Source organism: Pseudoalteromonas sp. 1CM17D (assembly GCF_023161805.1).
In the GTDB taxonomy this organism is placed as follows: Bacteria; Pseudomonadota; Gammaproteobacteria; order Enterobacterales; family Alteromonadaceae; genus Pseudoalteromonas; species Pseudoalteromonas atlantica.
In genome coordinates this window covers 23211-39446 of record NZ_JALNTP010000008.1, presented here as the reverse complement: position 1 = coordinate 39446, position 16236 = coordinate 23211, and the positions used below count along the sequence as shown (strand labels likewise).

At 41.9% G+C, this 16236-nt stretch carries 11 protein-coding genes; 6 read left to right on the top strand and 5 right to left on the bottom strand.

Annotation, left to right across the window (positions count from 1 at the left end; all coding sequences use genetic code 11):
- Positions 1–86: 86 nt before the first annotated feature.
- Both slmA and MSC25_RS14150 read left to right on the top strand, forming a co-directional pair.
- Positions 87–674: a nucleoid occlusion factor SlmA gene (gene slmA, locus MSC25_RS14155; RefSeq protein ID WP_004587943.1), complete on the top strand. Its 588-nt coding sequence runs from the start codon at positions 87–89 to the stop codon at positions 672–674.
- A gap of 158 nt (positions 675–832) precedes the next feature.
- Positions 833–3592: a prolyl oligopeptidase family serine peptidase gene (locus MSC25_RS14150; protein WP_248443801.1), complete on the top strand. Its 2760-nt coding sequence runs from the start codon at positions 833–835 to the stop codon at positions 3590–3592.
- Between the two features lie 106 nt (positions 3593–3698).
- On the opposite strand, the gene MSC25_RS14145 is transcribed toward MSC25_RS14150, so the two are convergent.
- The 4 genes from MSC25_RS14145 to MSC25_RS20360 all read right to left on the bottom strand — a co-directional run bounded on the left by MSC25_RS14145 (position 3699) and on the right by MSC25_RS20360 (position 10389).
- A complete protein-coding gene (locus MSC25_RS14145) occupies positions 3699–4856 on the bottom strand; it encodes an ROK family transcriptional regulator (protein ID WP_248443800.1) in 1158 nt (385 codons plus the stop codon).
- A 73-nt stretch (positions 4857–4929) separates the two neighbouring features.
- A complete protein-coding gene (locus tag MSC25_RS14140; protein ID WP_248443799.1) occupies positions 4930–6171 on the bottom strand; it encodes a DUF4147 domain-containing protein in 1242 nt (413 codons plus the stop codon).
- Between the two features lie 43 nt (positions 6172–6214).
- Complete coding sequence (locus MSC25_RS14135) at positions 6215–7762, bottom strand: sodium:solute symporter (RefSeq protein ID WP_248443798.1); 1548 nt, start codon at positions 7760–7762, stop codon at positions 6215–6217.
- A gap of 185 nt (positions 7763–7947) precedes the next feature.
- A complete protein-coding gene (locus tag MSC25_RS20360; RefSeq protein WP_096740190.1) occupies positions 7948–10389 on the bottom strand; it encodes a TonB-dependent receptor in 2442 nt (813 codons plus the stop codon).
- Positions 10390–10585: 196 nt separating this feature from the next.
- On the opposite strand from MSC25_RS20360, the gene MSC25_RS14125 reads away from it, so the two are divergent.
- The 4 genes from MSC25_RS14125 to MSC25_RS14110 all read left to right on the top strand — a co-directional run bounded on the left by MSC25_RS14125 (position 10586) and on the right by MSC25_RS14110 (position 15588).
- Entirely contained in the window at positions 10586–11887 is a 1302-nt protein-coding gene (locus tag MSC25_RS14125; protein WP_248443797.1) for a trehalase family glycosidase, read from the top strand.
- Positions 11888–11903: 16 nt separating this feature from the next.
- Positions 11904–12881: a carbohydrate kinase gene (locus MSC25_RS14120; RefSeq protein WP_248443796.1), complete on the top strand. Its 978-nt coding sequence runs from the start codon at positions 11904–11906 to the stop codon at positions 12879–12881.
- Entirely contained in the window at positions 12878–14077 is a 1200-nt protein-coding gene (locus MSC25_RS14115) for an AGE family epimerase/isomerase (protein WP_248443795.1), read from the top strand. The genes MSC25_RS14120 and MSC25_RS14115 overlap by 4 nt, the downstream gene beginning before the upstream one ends.
- A 236-nt stretch (positions 14078–14313) precedes the next feature.
- Entirely contained in the window at positions 14314–15588 is a 1275-nt protein-coding gene (locus MSC25_RS14110) for a cytosine permease (protein WP_248443794.1), read from the top strand.
- Between the two features lie 55 nt (positions 15589–15643).
- On the opposite strand, the gene MSC25_RS14105 is transcribed toward MSC25_RS14110, so the two are convergent.
- Positions 15644–16162 carry an Lrp/AsnC family transcriptional regulator gene (locus MSC25_RS14105; protein ID WP_248443793.1) on the bottom strand — a complete coding sequence of 173 codons (519 nt, stop codon included), beginning with the start codon at positions 16160–16162 and terminating at the stop codon, positions 15644–15646.
- Between the last annotated feature and the right edge of the window lie 74 nt (positions 16163–16236).

Below are 16236 nucleotides of genomic sequence, written 5' to 3'. Positions count from 1 at the left end.
CAAACTGAATAAAACATTAACATAAGCCACTCATTTGAACAAAAAATGATTAGCAGCTAAAAATAACAAATAAAAAAGGAAGGTTCATGCCTGCGACAAAAAGAAGTAATCGCAAAGAGCAAATACTGCAAGCCCTCGCGCAAATGTTAGAAACCAGCCCAGGACAACGGATTACAACTGCAAAGCTTGCTGCTGAAGTGGGCGTGTCTGAAGCTGCGCTTTACCGTCACTTTCCAAGTAAAGCACGCATGTTTGAAGGCCTAATAGAGTTTATCGAAGACACGCTTTTATCGCGCATTAACCTTATTTTAGAAAACGAAAAAGAAAGCCAAACACGCGTTTATAATATTTTGTTGTTGCTACTAACGTTCGCAGAAAAAAACCCAGGTATTACACGCATACTTACCGGCGACGCCCTACAAGGCGAGCAAGAGCGTTTACGCGAACGTGTACAAGGGCTATTCGAAAAGCTAGAAACGCAATTTAAACAAGTACTGCGCGAGCGCAAACTTCGTGAAGGTAAAACCTTTCAAAGCGATGAACTAACCCTTGCTAACTTTTTACTAGCCTATGTTGAAGGTAAAATGAACCAGTTTGTACGCAGCGACTTTAAAGTAAAGCCAAGTTCGCAATTTGAAAAACAATGGCCTGAACTACAAAAAATTTGGTTATAACCTTACTTTATTATTTTACCGTTAGCGCTAGTTAATCGCGCTAACGTTTACCCTTTCGTCCCTTTTCTTATACCGCTTATCTGATCCGCTCGAAATATAAACCAAACTCGCTACAATACTTATTACATTAAAAGTACTGTGAAAAACGAGAATCAATAATGAAAACAACGCTCACCTTTTTAAGCTCAGCACTGCTTGCAAGCTTAGCGAGCCCGGCTGCTTGGGCTCAAAAGCCATTAGAATTTAAAGACGTATTCGATTTTAAGTACGCAAAAAACACCCAACTTTCAGATGATGGTAAAATCCTCAGCTTTAGCGCTAAACCCTACCGTGGCAATGCAAATGGGCAAGTTTATGACTTAACAACAAATACCCTTATTAGCACCGTGGAGCGCGGCACTAAGCCCTTTATTAACAAAGCGGCTAATTGGGTGGCATTTACACAAGTACCCACCCTGCTTGAGCAAGAGACCAGCGAGAAAAAGTCATCACTTAAAAACAACCTCATTTTAGTAAATACCCAAACCGGCGAAAAACAGCAATTTGCTGACGTAAAAGACTATGTTTTAGGTAACAATGGCCAGTGGCTTGCTTATCGAGTTGATAAAAAAGCAGAAAAAGACACACCTGCTGAAGATAACAGCGAAGAAAAAAGCGCTATCACACCAGATAAAAAAGATAAAAGCTTTGAGCTAGTAATAATAAACTTAAAAAACAGCACCACCCACAGCTTAAATAATGTATTTAGTTATGCGCTAAGCCCAAGTGGCGCTCAGCTACTTGCCAGCCAAAGCTTTAGTGATGGCAACAACAATCAGCTTGTACTGCTTGAGCTTAATAATAACTTTGCGCAAAGCGTATTAATTGATGAGCCAGGCGTGGTTGCACAATCAATTAGTTGGCACCCTGATAAAGAAATAGCCGCATTTAACCTCGGTAACTACGTAAACGATGATGAGCGTCGCAGGCAATACTCTCTAAAGCTTTGGCAAAATAACACCCTTAGCACTATCGACTCCCCTAATAAAGAATGGGTTATAGGTAAAACAGCATCGATTAGCTGGTCTGAAAATGGCGAGCGCTTATATTTTGAAAACCACCCAAAGCTGGCCGCTAAAATAAAAGCAAAAGAGTACACCGACCAAGCATCACTGTATGACTTTGACACGATTCGTGAACATAAAGCGCTAAACGTGTGGCACAACAACGATGCCCAAATAAAACCACGAGAAGAACAACAGTGGAACAAGGTTAATAAAAACCGCCATTACAGCGCTGTTTTTCATTTAAAAAGCCAAAAAGCAGTACAACTAAGCAATGAAAAAGTCAGCGATTTAGCGCTTAACACTAATCGTAGCCAAAGTGTATTAGGCTACTCTAACCAAGCCCACCTAGAAAAAATTATGTACGGTGGCTTTTTTGCCGACTACTACAGCATAAACATTAATACCGGTGAGCAAACTCCCATTATTAAAAACTCACCGTTTACACCAAGCCTTGCGCCTAATGGGCGCTACGCTGCCTACTTTGCACAAAGCCAAGTACAACTTAAAGATTTAAAAACCAACAAAGTTACCGCTCTTAGCAAAGCTATTAATGCCACTTTTGCCGATGACAAACACGACTATCCATCACCGCAACCTGGCTATGGATTTGCAGGTTGGTTAAATAACAGCAGCCAAGTATTGGTTTATAGCAAATACGATATTTGGGCGTTTAATGTCAACACTCAACGCGCTGAGCGTTTAACTAATGGTAAACCAAGCAATACGCAATATCGCGTTATTAAGCTTGATAAAAACCAAGTAGGCTTTGCCCAAAACGATACATTACTTGTATCAGCCGTTAACTTACAATCAAAGCAACGTGAAGTAGCCAAGCTTGATTTAGCCTCACAGACGGTTACTAACGTACTGAGTGGCAAAAAACGTATTGATGTAGTTAAAAAGGCAAAACATGCCGATAAATACCTCTTTACCGAGCAAACTTATCATCAGTTTCCTGATTACTACCAAAGCGACTTTAGCTTTACAGCGCCTAAAAAAGTTACCAACTTAAACCCACAAATGGCGGATTTTTCCTGGGGCGAAAAGCCTGAGCTAATTAGCTACAAAGGCTTTGATGGCGAAGACCTACAAGGGGTATTAATTAAACCTGCAGGTTACAAAAAAGGCGATAAAGTGCCCGTTGTTGTGTATTTTTACCGCTATATGAGCCAGCGCATGTATGACTTTCCTAAAATGGAGCTAAATCATCGTCCTAACTTCCCTATGTTTACCTCAAATGGTTATGCAATCTTTTTACCTGACATTCGCTTTGAAATAGGCCACCCAGGTAAATCGTCAACGCAAACCATGATCAACGCTACCCAAAAATTAATAGATTTAGGCATAGCCGACCCAGATAAAATAGGCCTACAAGGGCATTCATGGGCAGGTTATCAAAGTGCGTTTATGATCACTCAAACAGATATGTTTAAAGCGGTTGTATCGGGCGCGCCGGTATCAAATATGACCAGCGCCTACAGCGGCATACGTTTAAAGTCGGGTCTTGCGCGTCAATTTCAGTACGAAACGGGGCAAAGCCGCATAGGTAAAAATTTATTTGAAGCACCCGAGCTATACATCGAAAACTCACCAGTGTTTTTTGCCGATAAAGTAAATACCCCTATTTTAATTATGTTTGGGGATAAAGACGACGCAGTGCCTTGGCACGAAGGCGTGCAATATTACTTAGCCCTGCGCCGTGCGGGTAAAGACGCCACCTTTTTACAATACGAAGGTGAACCACATCATTTGAAAAAGTTTCCTAATCAGGTCGATTTTTCAGTGCGTATGATGCAGTACTTTGACCATTACTTAAAAGGCAAGCCAGCAGCTAAGTGGATGACAGAAGGTGAACCGTTCGTTGAAGAGTAAAACCCATTCGCCATAACACTTAGTTAAGGAGTAGGTTTAAATACTAAAAAAGCCGATATTGTATAAATCAATATCGGCTTTTTGTTTTAAAGTTTCTATTATTAAGCTACAAACACAGCTCTCTAAATGGCAAAGTGGCTGCACCAATGGAGACCGGAAAGTTATTAATGTTTGAGACCACCAGCTTAGGCATTGGGCGTTTAGCACCGCGTCTAAATTGTGCGTAAACCTCAGTACGCGCTATTACTTTTTCGGCCAGCTCTTTAGGTATATGGCCGCCAATAATAATCGCTTCTGCATCTAATAGCGCCGAGCAACAAGTTGCTACTAAATCAAACGAGTCTTGAACTTTAAATAGCCACTCTTCAACGCCTGGCCATTCTGGGTCAAAGTTATCGTGCAAGTCGTAAATTGAATCAACCACTACACCATTTTTTTTCAAAATGCGCTTTAGTAACTCTAAATTGGGATGAGCGTATAACTTTGGCGGTAACATATCGCCAAGCTCGCCAGCATTACCGTAAGTACCACGCAATACATCGCCGTTATTTACGATTCCGCCACCAAATGCCGCCGAGACAAACATATAAACAAAGTTTTTATACTCGCGGCCTATACCTGCAACCCCTTCGCCAGCGGCGGCGCCTGTAGCGTCATTCACCACCCACGTAGGGAGTTGAAAGTGCTTAGAGACAATATCGATAATATCAACCTGCGACCACTCCTCTAGCATATGGTGGGTATTCATTTTACCGTCCATAGAACTAAAAAAGCCCGATATACCCACGCCCATTCCCAGCACTTTTTCGCTCGCAATGTTATGCTCTGCGCTTATATCGTCCACCAGCTTTTGCGCACTTTTAAGTACGTTATTAATACTCATGTCTGACATAAGCTGCATATGGGTGTAAATAACTTTGCCGGTAAAATCCATGACCGCTACAGAAATAGCATCAAGCAAAATAGCTAAACCAAAGGTAAAGCCGTATTCGGGGTTAAGCGCAATACCAAACCCAGGCTTACCCTTTTTATTAGGGATAAGCGTATCGGTTTGCATTATTACGCCATGCTGAGTTAACGATTTAAGTAAACGCGAGACAGTTTGCTGCGGAATTCGGGTGGCGCTCACAATATGACTTTGTGTTACACACTGCTCCCAAAAAACCACCTTAATAATATCACGCTCAATGTCTTGAAAAAGTTTATCGCCTTTTCCAAGCTCAAATCCTGAGCGTAATAAGTTACTGTTATTTAGCGAAAACATAGCTATTAACCCTAATAAAATTGGAGCACAAGGTTACGTTAAACCACTTTAAAGAACAAGTAGGCGAGCGCGCCTACTCAATCACTATCACTCTAAAATCGTTAACGTTAGTATTGGTTGGCCCAGTAATAATTAAATCATCAATGGCTTTAAAAAACTGATGGCTATTATGGCCTTCTAACTGAGCGTGTAAGTTTTCGCCAGCATCAAGTGCGCGCGCAATCGTGCTGCTATTTATATACGCACCGGCAACGTCTTTACTGCCATCTACACCATCGGTATCACACGCTATGGCATAAATGCCCGCCTCACCGTTAAGCGCCTCTGCCAATGCCATTAAGTACTCTTGATTAGGGCCACCATCGCCATAAACATCGGCTACCGTTACTGTAAGCTCACCGCCAGAGAACAACATAACGCGCTTACCTTGCGCTTTTTGCTCAAGGGCAATTTTAGCATGTGCGCGGGCAACCTCTTTTGCCTCACCTTGAATGTCGTACCCAAGTACTTGCGTATCCCAGCCTTGGTGCTGCGCTACATCAATAGCACTGTCAATCGCGTGCTGGGCATTAGCTACAATAAAGTGTTTGCCTTGAGTATCAGCTGCGCGTGGTTGCTCAGGCTTTAATAAATGCGCTTCAATTTCGTTAATAACCGGCCAGTTGTACTTTTGTAAAATAGCCAGCGCATCGGCTTTAGTGCTGTTATCGCTAATTGTGGGGCCTGATGCAATGTCACTTGGCTTATCCCCTACTACATCCGAAATAATCAGCGTGACATAATCCGATTTAGCCGCTTGTGCTAACTTACCGCCTTTAACAAGCGAGAGCTGTTTGCGCACAACGTTAATTTCATCAACGCTTGCACCGCTTTTAAGTAAAAACTGATTAAGCGCCTGCTTTTGCTCAAACGGCACATCATCTACCGGCAAACACATAAGCGACGAGCCGCCGCCTGATATAATAAACAAAATAGGAATATAGGCCGGGTTATTTTTTACAAGCGCCAATAACTCTTTACCCGCTGCTAAGCTGTTATCATCTGGCGTTGGGTGATTAGCACTAAGTACTTTAATGCGCCCAGTATCGCCGGCACTTTCGTAGCCGTAACGTGTCACTACCGCACCAAAGCATTTATCACCATAAAAACGGTTAACCTCTGCGGCCATTTCGGCGGCGGCCTTACCGGCGCCCACCACACATAAACCATTACTGGCATCTATATTTTCCAAGTACTTGCTCATACACGCACTGGGTTTACAGGCATTTACCGCCGTGGTAAATAAATCGATTAAAAATGACTTTTTAGAATCCATGGGTTAACGCTCACGAAAAAATTGATGGAATAGCAAGGCAAATTTATACCATCACAACAAACATGCTAAGCAGCATAACGATATCTTTACCGGTTAAAATTGAGTTTGAGATAGTCTCAGCGTTTTGCGCTTTAGCAACCTCGTTTACTTCGCGTGGAATCGCAATGCTTGTCGTAAGCGTAATCACCGCAGTGGCCACAAAGCCAATAAAGTTCCACCAAAACCAAAATACGTCTGGCGCAAATACCGACACCAACAAGTTAATTAACACACCACTAATTAAGCCTATGTTTGCATGCAGCGCAGCACTGCGCTTACTAACTACGGCAATTAAAAATACCGCCAGTATTGGGCCATAAAATAACGACCCTACTTTGTTAATGGCTTCAATAATAGTTGGCGCTATATCACCGGCATAAAGCGATAAAATTAACGTAATTGCACCCCAAATAAGCCCTAAGTATTTAGCCAATTTTAAGTAGGTTGGTTGGTCTAGCTCTTTATTTGAAATACGGCTGTAGTCTTCAATACTTACCGCCGAAAGCGAGTTAATAGCAGAGCTAAGTGATGACATAGCCGCAGATAAAATAGCCACCACTAATAAACCAATTAAGCCATGTGGTAAGTAATCTAAAATAAAGATTGGCATCATCCAATCTGGGTTATCGGCTGGAATTTTGGCTAAAAATTCAGGATTGCTCATAGCCAGTGTGCCTACAATTAAGCCCGACACACAATATAAAATAGTAATAGGAAAACGTACTACGCCGTTGGCTAAAATCATGTAGCGTAAGTTTTTAGGATCTTTTGCACTAAGTGCACGTTGCGCTTGTGTTTGGTCACACCCATAGTAAGAGGCGTAAAGCACCACACCACCAAAAATCATAGGTAAAAAGCCAAAACCATCGCCACTAAATCCAAACGAATCAAATTTTATGGCTTCTAACCGGCTCGAATCAACATTAGCAATAAAGGTATCAACCCCACCTAAGTGATAAAGTCCAAAGCCAATACAAGCAATAGTACCTAGTACAATGATGATCATTTGAATTGCATCACCATACACCACGGCTTTCATACCGCCTTGCAGTGAATATAACACCGTGATCACGCCGGTAAGCACAATGGCTTGCCATGCTTCTATGCCCATGGTGCCTTGGAGAATAAGCGATACCGCATAAATCATAATGCCGGTGGCAAATGCGCGGCTAAACTGAAACACCACACTAATAAGCACACGGGTAGAACGACCAAAGCGCATTTCTAAGTAATCATAAATACTTACAATGCCGCTTTTATAAAGCTTAGGTAAAATAGTCGCTAAAATTAAAATCATCGCCAGCGGCACACCTAACTCATACGAGAGCCATTGCATACCACCGCCTTCACGCAAACCAACAAATGCAGGAGCCGAAATAAAGCTAATAGCCGAAAGCTGAGTGGCCATTACCGACAAAGCTAAAGGTTTCCACCCTAAGCTTTTGCCTCCTAAAAAGTAATCACTTTTATTGGTTTGTTCGCGTAGCATAAACCCCATTACCAATAAGGCACCAAGGTAAAGAGCAACTATTGAAAAATCTAATATATTCATAATTATTTCGCGTATTCACATTAAGAAAACACAGCGCCTTCTCAAAAATAAAAAACTAAACAGCTACATGCTTACTTCTAAAACAGTCCCTAAAAACAAGCCTATCGCTAACTTAGCTGAAAAATGCATCACAATGCAAAAAGCCTATTAACCCCAAAACAGGTTAATAGGCGTAAAGCATTTATTTAAAAGTCGTATTTGACTCTAAATGTAACGCGTCGTGGGAGAATTGGACGGCCTACAAAGTAAGGATTGTCTGACGTTTGACTGTTGCCTAAACGCGGCGAGCCTTCGGTAACACCATCAGAGTCAAACAAATTAAATACCCCTACGCTTAATCGTACGGTTTGCTCTGGGGCGATTTGCCAGTTATAACCCGCATCAAATCTAAACAAGTGGAATGAATCAAGCTCTACAGAGTTTGCATCGTTAGCAAAGTTTTTACCTGTAAAGTTATGATACAAAGCAGCATCCCAATTATCTGCGGTGTAGCTTATAGAAGAGTTAAATAATACTTTTGGTTTACGACGTAACTCGTTACCAATAATAGAAGGGTCTGAGTCAAACTCAGTAAATTCGTGGTCAGTGTAGGTCATGTTGGCATCAACCGCCCACTCGTCGGTAATATCGTAGCGACCCGTAAGCTCCACACCCGTTGCTTTGGTTGATTGCATAACAGGCAGCTCTAATACCCCACCGTTGCCATCGTTAACAAAATCTACGCTGCGTCTGTCTTTTAAGTCGGTTCTAAATAACGCAATGCTACCGCTAAAGTCGTTATCAAAAAACTTAATACCAAGCTCGCCTTGTTCAACAATTTCGGCTTCGTAGCTGGCAGGCTCACCTAAATCGTTAAACTGAATCCCTCTAATTTCTGGGAAGAAAAACCCGCGAGATGCATTCGCATATACGTTTAAGTTATCGGTTAAGCGGTATAATGCTGCACCCGATACTGCAAATTCAGAGGTGTCTACTTCGCCGTAGGTCATTACACCACTGCCTGTGGTGTTTACCTGTAAATTAGGCGCAAGTGATGGATCATCAGAAATTTGTACAACTTGGCTGCCTTCACGGCTAATTTTGCCGTCAATTTCTTCATAACGAACACCAAAGTCGATAATCCAATCATCGCTTTCCATTTGGTCCGCTACATAAAGCGCACGACGGGTAGCGCTAATTGTTTGGTTGGTGTAAGAAATACCTGGGCCACTAATACCATTTTGTGTGTACTGAACAACATCACCATCGGCATTGGTGTACGTTAAATCAACCAGTTCTGGGTTATTGTTAAATTCCCCTAAGTAGGTCGTAATAACGTTATCGTCATCGGCTTCACTGTGAGAGAAAAACGTACCTACGGTAATATCGTGGCTAAAATCGCCAACAAAAATACTTTTAACAATATTAAATTCGGCAGAGAAATCCTCTGCTGGGCGGTCTCTATCTAAAATACGATTAGCAAATAATAAGTCATCGCTTGCAAGTGCCTGCCCCGATGCAGTGTAAGTAAACGCTGCATCGCTTACATCACCTAAGCCACGGTTAGCTAAAAACTCTTCCTGACTCTCAGGTACATTAATAATACCGTCGCCATCTAAAAATAGATTAAATTCGTGTTGGTACTTTGCGTATTTACTGCGCATGTTAATAGCAAAATCGTTAGCGAGCTCTTTTTCAAACACCACTGAAATAGAGCCACCTTTAGTTACCACACCATCACTAATTGGCGATTCATAACGACCATTGGCAGTATCGTAAGACAGGTTAGACACATTAGCAGTTTGTAATGACTCCACTTCGCGTCCATCGTTACCAGTTAAGCGTTCGCGGCTGTCGCCATCTAGCGGAATAGGCAGGTAAAACTGCGCTTGGTCGTCAATGTATTGGCCATACACAGTAAATGAGCCAGAGCCGTCATCAAATTCTTTACGAATATTACCGCGCAGCTGAGTGCCTTTAGTCTCAAGCCCTGTATCTAACGGGCCTTCATCGTAACGGTAAAAGCCCGACAGCGCATAATAAAGGCCATCTTCGTTTAGCGGCCCGCTTGTAGCAAAATCTAAACGGGTACGGCCCTGATCAGAAAGCTCCATTTGCACAGTACTTTGCGGATCATCGCTGCCCGTTTTAGAAATATAGTTAATAATACCCGCTACAGAACCTTGACCAAATAAGTTAGACACACCGCCACGCACAAACTCTACACGCTCAATACCTAAGTCGTTTCGGTAGTACACATCAAACGCCGATGAGTTTAAGCCAAAAACACTCAAACTAGGTGAACCGTCGTACGACAGTGGCGTAAACTGAAACTGACCCGATGAAGGTAAGCCTCTTACTTGTAGGTTTGTTCCAACCTCACCACCGCCCCCTTCTACTTTAATACCTGGGATATAACGTAATACATCAGCTTGGCTGCTTGATGAAAGCTTTATTAACTCATCTTCGCTAATAGAGGTTACTGACTGTGGGGTATCTGAAATAACGCGTCCTTTGCTGGTACCAGAGACGATAATACGTTCAACGTTATTTTCTTTTTTTGCTGTATCTGGCGCAGTCTCTTCTGCGGCAAACGCGCCTTGTGTGAGGCATAAAGATACAATAGAGGCGATCGTAGTTTTATTCACGGGTATTCTCCAATTGTGCTAGTTGTCTGTGTGTAATTACTTAGAGTGTGGCTAAGTAAGTGCGAAATAATCAAGTATACATGTTAGTTTTTTGTTACTTCGAACAGGATTTAAGCACAGAAAAAAAACATTTACAACCCATATTGAGTGCTTTAATATTATCCAAATCGAAAATAACACACAAAGAGCACCCAATATGACTACTACAATCAAAGGTAAACTTGATGCAGCCACAGCGGCATCGCTTACAGAACTTGCTACTAAAACACTTATAGCAAACGATTTAGGTGGCTATACCGTCCCTACGCATGGCCTTTACCCGTTTCAGTGGAACTGGGATTCAGCGATTACAGCCCTAGGGTGGATGAAGTCTGACGAGAGCCGTGCGTGGCAAGAAATTGATGTGTTATTTTCAGGCCAGTGGGATGATGGCATGGTGCCACATATCTTATTTCATAAAGATTCAACTACCTACTTCCCTGGTCCAGATGTGTGGGGCTCTGATAAAAAAATTAAAAGTACGTCTATTTCGCAGCCACCCGTTGTGGCAACAGTAATGAAAGAAATGCTTGCCAGCGCACAAGATAAAACCCTTGCAAAGCAAAAAGTTAAAGCATTATTTTCTCAAGTTGTTGATTACCATTTATGGTGGTACAACGACCGCGATCCTGAAAACACAGGCTTAGTGGTCACTTATCATCCGTGGGAATCGGGTATGGATAACAGCCCATCGTGGGATGATGCCCTTGAAGCTGTACCTGGTGTTGATTGGGAATACACCCGCCGCGACACCAGCCATGTTGATTCGTCGCAGCGCCCGCATAAAAGCGAGTATGACCGTTTCTTATACCTAGTAGACTTTTTTAAACGTAACAATTTTGATAGCAAAGTAATTTACGAAACCTGCCCGTACAAAATGAACGACCTAGGTATTATTGCTATTTTGCACCGTGCGACAAAAGATTTACTCAAAATGGGTGAACAACTCGGTTTAAACGATGCTCGTACCGATTATTTAGCACAGCGTCTAGAACTAACTCAAGCAGCAATTAACACGTTATGGTGTGAGCAAAGCGAATACTTTTACTGTAAAAACGTGTTAACCAACAGCCTAGCTAAAGTTAAAACATCGGCGGCACTACTAACCGTTTATGCTGGTTTAACAACTGACGAGCAAACGCGTATTATAAATACCGCAACAGAAGATTTTATTGAGTCGAGTCAATTTAGTGTGGCATCTACCCACCCTAAAGAAGAAAAATACGAACCACAACGTTACTGGCGCGGCCCTATTTGGTTACACATTAACTGGATGATAGCCATCGGCCTTAAAGAAGCAGGGTTTGTAACCACTGCTGATAAAATTCAGGACGACACGCGCGATTTAGTGCTTAAATCGGGTTACTACGAATATTTTAACCCAGAAACAGGCGCTGGCTGTGGTGGTAAAGATTTCTCATGGACAGCCGCTATTGCGCTGCATTGGCTACTTGATTAATAACTAAGGCAGCATTATGAAACACACAATATGTTTTGGTGAAGTATTGGTTGATTTACTCTCTGGTAAATTAAGCCAAAACAACAGCGAGCACGAAGCGTTTACTAAGTTTGCAGGCGGTGCGCCTGCAAACGTAAGCGTAGCCATTGCAAAGCTAGGTGGTAACGCCTACTTTGCTGGCATGCTAAGCACCGACAGCTTTGGTGATTTTTTACATAACGCCTTAAAAGAGCAAGGCGTAAAAACCGACTTTATGCGCTTTACCGACCAAGCAAAAACCGCCCTTGCGTTTGTATCACTTGATAAGGACGGCGACCGTACGTTTGAGTTTTACCGTGATAACACCGCCGATCTGCACTTTACTAATAGTGACTTTAGCAGTGAATGGTTTGAGCAATGCGATATCTTTCATATTTGCTCAAATACCTTAACCGACGAACGCATACGTAAAACCACCGCGTATGGGGTTGAATTTGCCAAGCAAAATAACTCAATTGTCAGTTTTGATATTAACTTACGCCTCAACTTATGGCCTAGTAATGCTAACCCGCGTGAACACATTTTACCCCTGTTAAAACACTGCTCTATTATTAAAGCCTCTAAAGAAGAGCTCGAATACTTAGCGGGTGAGCAAACGGGTGAAGAATTTATAGCCGACACTCTCAATAATGGCTGTGAGTTATTTGTGGTTACCGATGCAGGCAACCCTATGCATTGGTATACCAAAAATGCCAAGCAAACGCTTCACCCTAAAAAGGTTACTATGGTTGATGCTACCGCCGCAGGAGATGCGTTTGTAGGTGGATTGCTGTATCAACTAGGCTTACAAAACCTGACACCTAGCTCTTTTAGTAAGCTTTGCAATAACCCCGAAACACTAACAACTATTTTTGAATTTGCTTCGTTATGTGGTGCTCATGCAGCATCTTACAAAGGGGCATTTACGTCTCTTCCTAACGAAAAATCGCTTAACGATTTTAGGAGCGCACTATGAGCCACACACCTGATAACTTTAAAAGCCGCGAATTTTTAACACAACATATTGCCGATACGCTGGCGTTTTACGAGCCAAACATAGACGACGAACACGGCGGTTTTTACCAAAACTTTTCGGATAATGGTGAGGTATTTGATAAGCAAACTCGCCACCTAGTAAGCTCTACTCGGTTTGTATTTAACTATGCACGTGCGTACCAAACCTTTAATGACGAAAAGTACCTAAACCGTGTTAAATCGGGTATTGAGTTTATTCGTAAGCACCACTTTGTTGAGCAAACAGGCGGTTACAATTGGTTATTGAGTGTTGAGCAAGGTAACGCCACTGTACTTGATGATACCAACCACTGCTATGGCTTTGCGTTCGTGATTTTAGCCTACAGTTGGGCATACCGCGTAGGTGTTACAGAGGCGCGCGAATATCTAAACGATACATTTCAAACAATGGAAACGCATTTTTGGGATGCAAAAGCGTGTTTATATAAAGATCAGCACAACAGTGACTTTACTAAGTGCGATCCGTATCGCGGGCAAAATGCCAATATGCATACGTGCGAAGCACTTATTGCCGCTTATGAAGCAACTCAAGATGAGCTATTTTTAAATCGCGCACTCACATTGGCCGATAACATGGTTAATCGCCAAGCTAATTTAATGGGTGGGCTTATTTGGGAGCACTACGATATAAATTGGCAGGTTGATTTAGAGTATAACAAAGACGATCCTAAAAATTTGTTTCGCCCGTGGGGTTTTCAGCCAGGTCACCAAACTGAGTGGTCAAAACTACTAATGTTTTTAAATAAGCATAAGCCACAAACTTGGCTTGTAGAGCGCGCTCAAGCGTTATTTGATAATTCAATAGACGTTGCGTGGGATAAACAACACGGCGGTATTTGTTACGGATTTGCGCCAGATAAAAGCATATGCGATGACGACAAGTACTTTTGGGTGCAAGCCGAAACACTGTGCTGTGCGGCCTACCTTTATGAAACCACAGGGGATGAAAAATACCAGCAGTGGTATGACAAAATTTGGCAGTACTCGTGGCAGCACTTAGTTGATCATCAATACGGTGCGTGGTTTAGAATTTTAACCGTAGATAACAAAAAAATAGATACCATGAAAAGCCCAATTGGTAAAACGGATTACCATACTATGGGTGCCTGCTTTGATGTGTTGGCGTTATTAAAATAACCCAATAAGGTAAAACATTTAATTGTGTTGTGTAGACCTTTAAACCGCCTTTTTGGCGGTTTTTTTTGCCTAAATAGTTACGCCTTTAACACCCTAAAAATAATCACCACAAAATATAATTTTGTGCGCCCCCTACTTTTTAAACCTCATATTTTGAATAAACACCTAATAATAAAAAATTTTGCACGCCAGCGGCGTATAGTAATATAAAAGATAATAAAAAAGAGAAACTGGCAATGCCAAACGGGAACGACCCCCACACTATTAATAGCAACGAACTTGTTGCCTGGCCGCGTATTGCAGCCATAGCCGCTATGCTCAGCTTTTCGCTGCCCACTTTTATCACCGGCCTAGAAATACATCAAAGTTCAAGTGTGAGTAATACACTGTGGGCGTTAGTTATTGGCTCACTTATATTAACCCTTATTGGTGGGGCTATGGGCACCATAGGTGTAAAAAGCCGCTTAAGCTCTTATTTATTGGTAAAAATAGCGTTTGGTAATGCTGGCGCGGGCATTGTTAATATTGCCTTTGCTTTATCATTAATTGGCTGGTTTGGCGTAAATATTGATTTGTTTTCTAATGCCGTGGTGCGCTTACTCAGTGCAGAATTTAATATTATTATGCCCGAATGGCCCATCGATATAGTCGCAGGTTGCGCCATGCTCATAACCACACTGTATGGGTTTAAAGCCATTAATGTGCTGGCCTCTATCATGATCCCTATTTTGGCTGCGGTCACCGCTATGATGCTTTTTGGCGCGCTCGATAGTATGCCACTGGTTGATTTTATTAATTTAGAAAAATCAGCAACGCTTTCTCTTGAAGATGGTGTAGCTGCCATTGTTGGCGGCGTTATTATTGGCGCAATAATATTGCCCGACATAACCCGTTTTTCTAAGCAAAAACGTGGCGGCGTGTACACCTCGTTTATTGCGTATATGGTTATTGAGCTTTTGGTTATTTTTGTGGCTGTATTTGCCGCAGCCGCCATGCAAGAAACCGAAATATTAAGCTTAATGCTTGCGCTTAATTTAGGGTTTTCAGCGTTTTTTATTGTGATAGCAGGCAGCTGGATTTTAAATTCGTTAAACCTTTACAGTACCGCACTTAGCGTAGAGGCTACCTTCCCGCATTGGCATAAAAAGTGGGTTATTGTGTTATTAGGTTTGGTGGGAATTGGCGCAGCCTTTATAAATATTTTAGATATGTTTATAAGCTTTTTAGCGTTTTTGTCTGATATTTTTGTACCGGTAGCGGGCGTAATTATTGTTGATGCACTGTTTATTAAACCCCATGCTTATAACGCAGCGGCTTTGGCAAATAACGCTAACTTTTCACTTCCCGCATTTAGCGCATGGTTTGTAGGCGCGGCATATGCGGTGTGTAATGGCGCTTTATTTAACGTATCAATGAGTGGTATTACCGTGATTGACGCCATTATATTAACGGCCGTTATTTATACCCTGTTTGCAAAAGCCATTGCGCCCAAACCGGTTATTCAGCAATAACTTTAAACAATAAAAAGGCGCATAAAGCGCCTTTTTATTAATCTAAATTAGGCAGCTACTCTTCGTCGTCTACTTTCATTTCGTCTCGCCATTTAAGTTTTTCCAGCGGGTAGCCTAAAAAGAACTTAGCGCGCTCAAGCACTATGCGTGTAGTCAGCTTTTTTATTTCATACTGTGAGCTGCCGGTTAGCCTGTCGCACATTGCATTAAGCGCTTGAATATCGGCAAAACAACAAAAAGAAATATAATCAATATCACCACTTAATTGCATGCAGTCCATTATTTCGGGAATGTTGTGTATGTCAGCTAAAAACTTACGCCGCGCTGCTAGGTTATTGTCCTCTAGGGTAAATTCCATATAGGCAAACACGTGCTCACAAATTTGCTCTAAATTTATATCAGCATGAAAGGTTCTAAAATATCCCGCCTCTTTTAATGCTTTTACTCGCTGAAAACATGCACTGGGCGACAAGTTAACTTGCTCGGCCAATTCAACGTTTGTTAAATCGGCAGTTAGGTGCAGAATTGCCAGTATTTTTTGATTATACCTGTCTATTTTTATCGTTTTTTTCATAACCGGTTTCACATTTAATAATAATTAATTTTGTAAATTTAAGGTCAACAAATACATAAAATTACGCGCTTAAG

Bases quoted from the DNA above. Each gene is read 5' to 3' on its own strand.
- slmA (WP_004587943.1), top strand. From the start codon at position 87: ATGCCTGCGACAAAAAGAAGTAATCGCAAAGAGCAAATACTGCAAGCC.
- MSC25_RS14150 (WP_248443801.1), top strand. From the start codon at position 833: ATGAAAACAACGCTCACCTTTTTAAGCTCAGCACTGCTTGCAAGCTTA.
- MSC25_RS14145 (WP_248443800.1), bottom strand. From the start codon at position 4,856: ATGTTTTCGCTAAATAACAGTAACTTATTACGCTCAGGATTTGAGCTT.
- MSC25_RS14140 (WP_248443799.1), bottom strand. From the start codon at position 6,171: ATGGATTCTAAAAAGTCATTTTTAATCGATTTATTTACCACGGCGGTA.
- MSC25_RS14135 (WP_248443798.1), bottom strand. From the start codon at position 7,762: ATGAATATATTAGATTTTTCAATAGTTGCTCTTTACCTTGGTGCCTTA.
- MSC25_RS14125 (WP_248443797.1), top strand. From the start codon at position 10,586: ATGACTACTACAATCAAAGGTAAACTTGATGCAGCCACAGCGGCATCG.
- MSC25_RS14120 (WP_248443796.1), top strand. From the start codon at position 11,904: ATGAAACACACAATATGTTTTGGTGAAGTATTGGTTGATTTACTCTCT.
- MSC25_RS14115 (WP_248443795.1), top strand. From the start codon at position 12,878: ATGAGCCACACACCTGATAACTTTAAAAGCCGCGAATTTTTAACACAA.
- MSC25_RS14110 (WP_248443794.1), top strand. From the start codon at position 14,314: ATGCCAAACGGGAACGACCCCCACACTATTAATAGCAACGAACTTGTT.
- MSC25_RS14105 (WP_248443793.1), bottom strand. From the start codon at position 16,162: ATGAAAAAAACGATAAAAATAGACAGGTATAATCAAAAAATACTGGCA.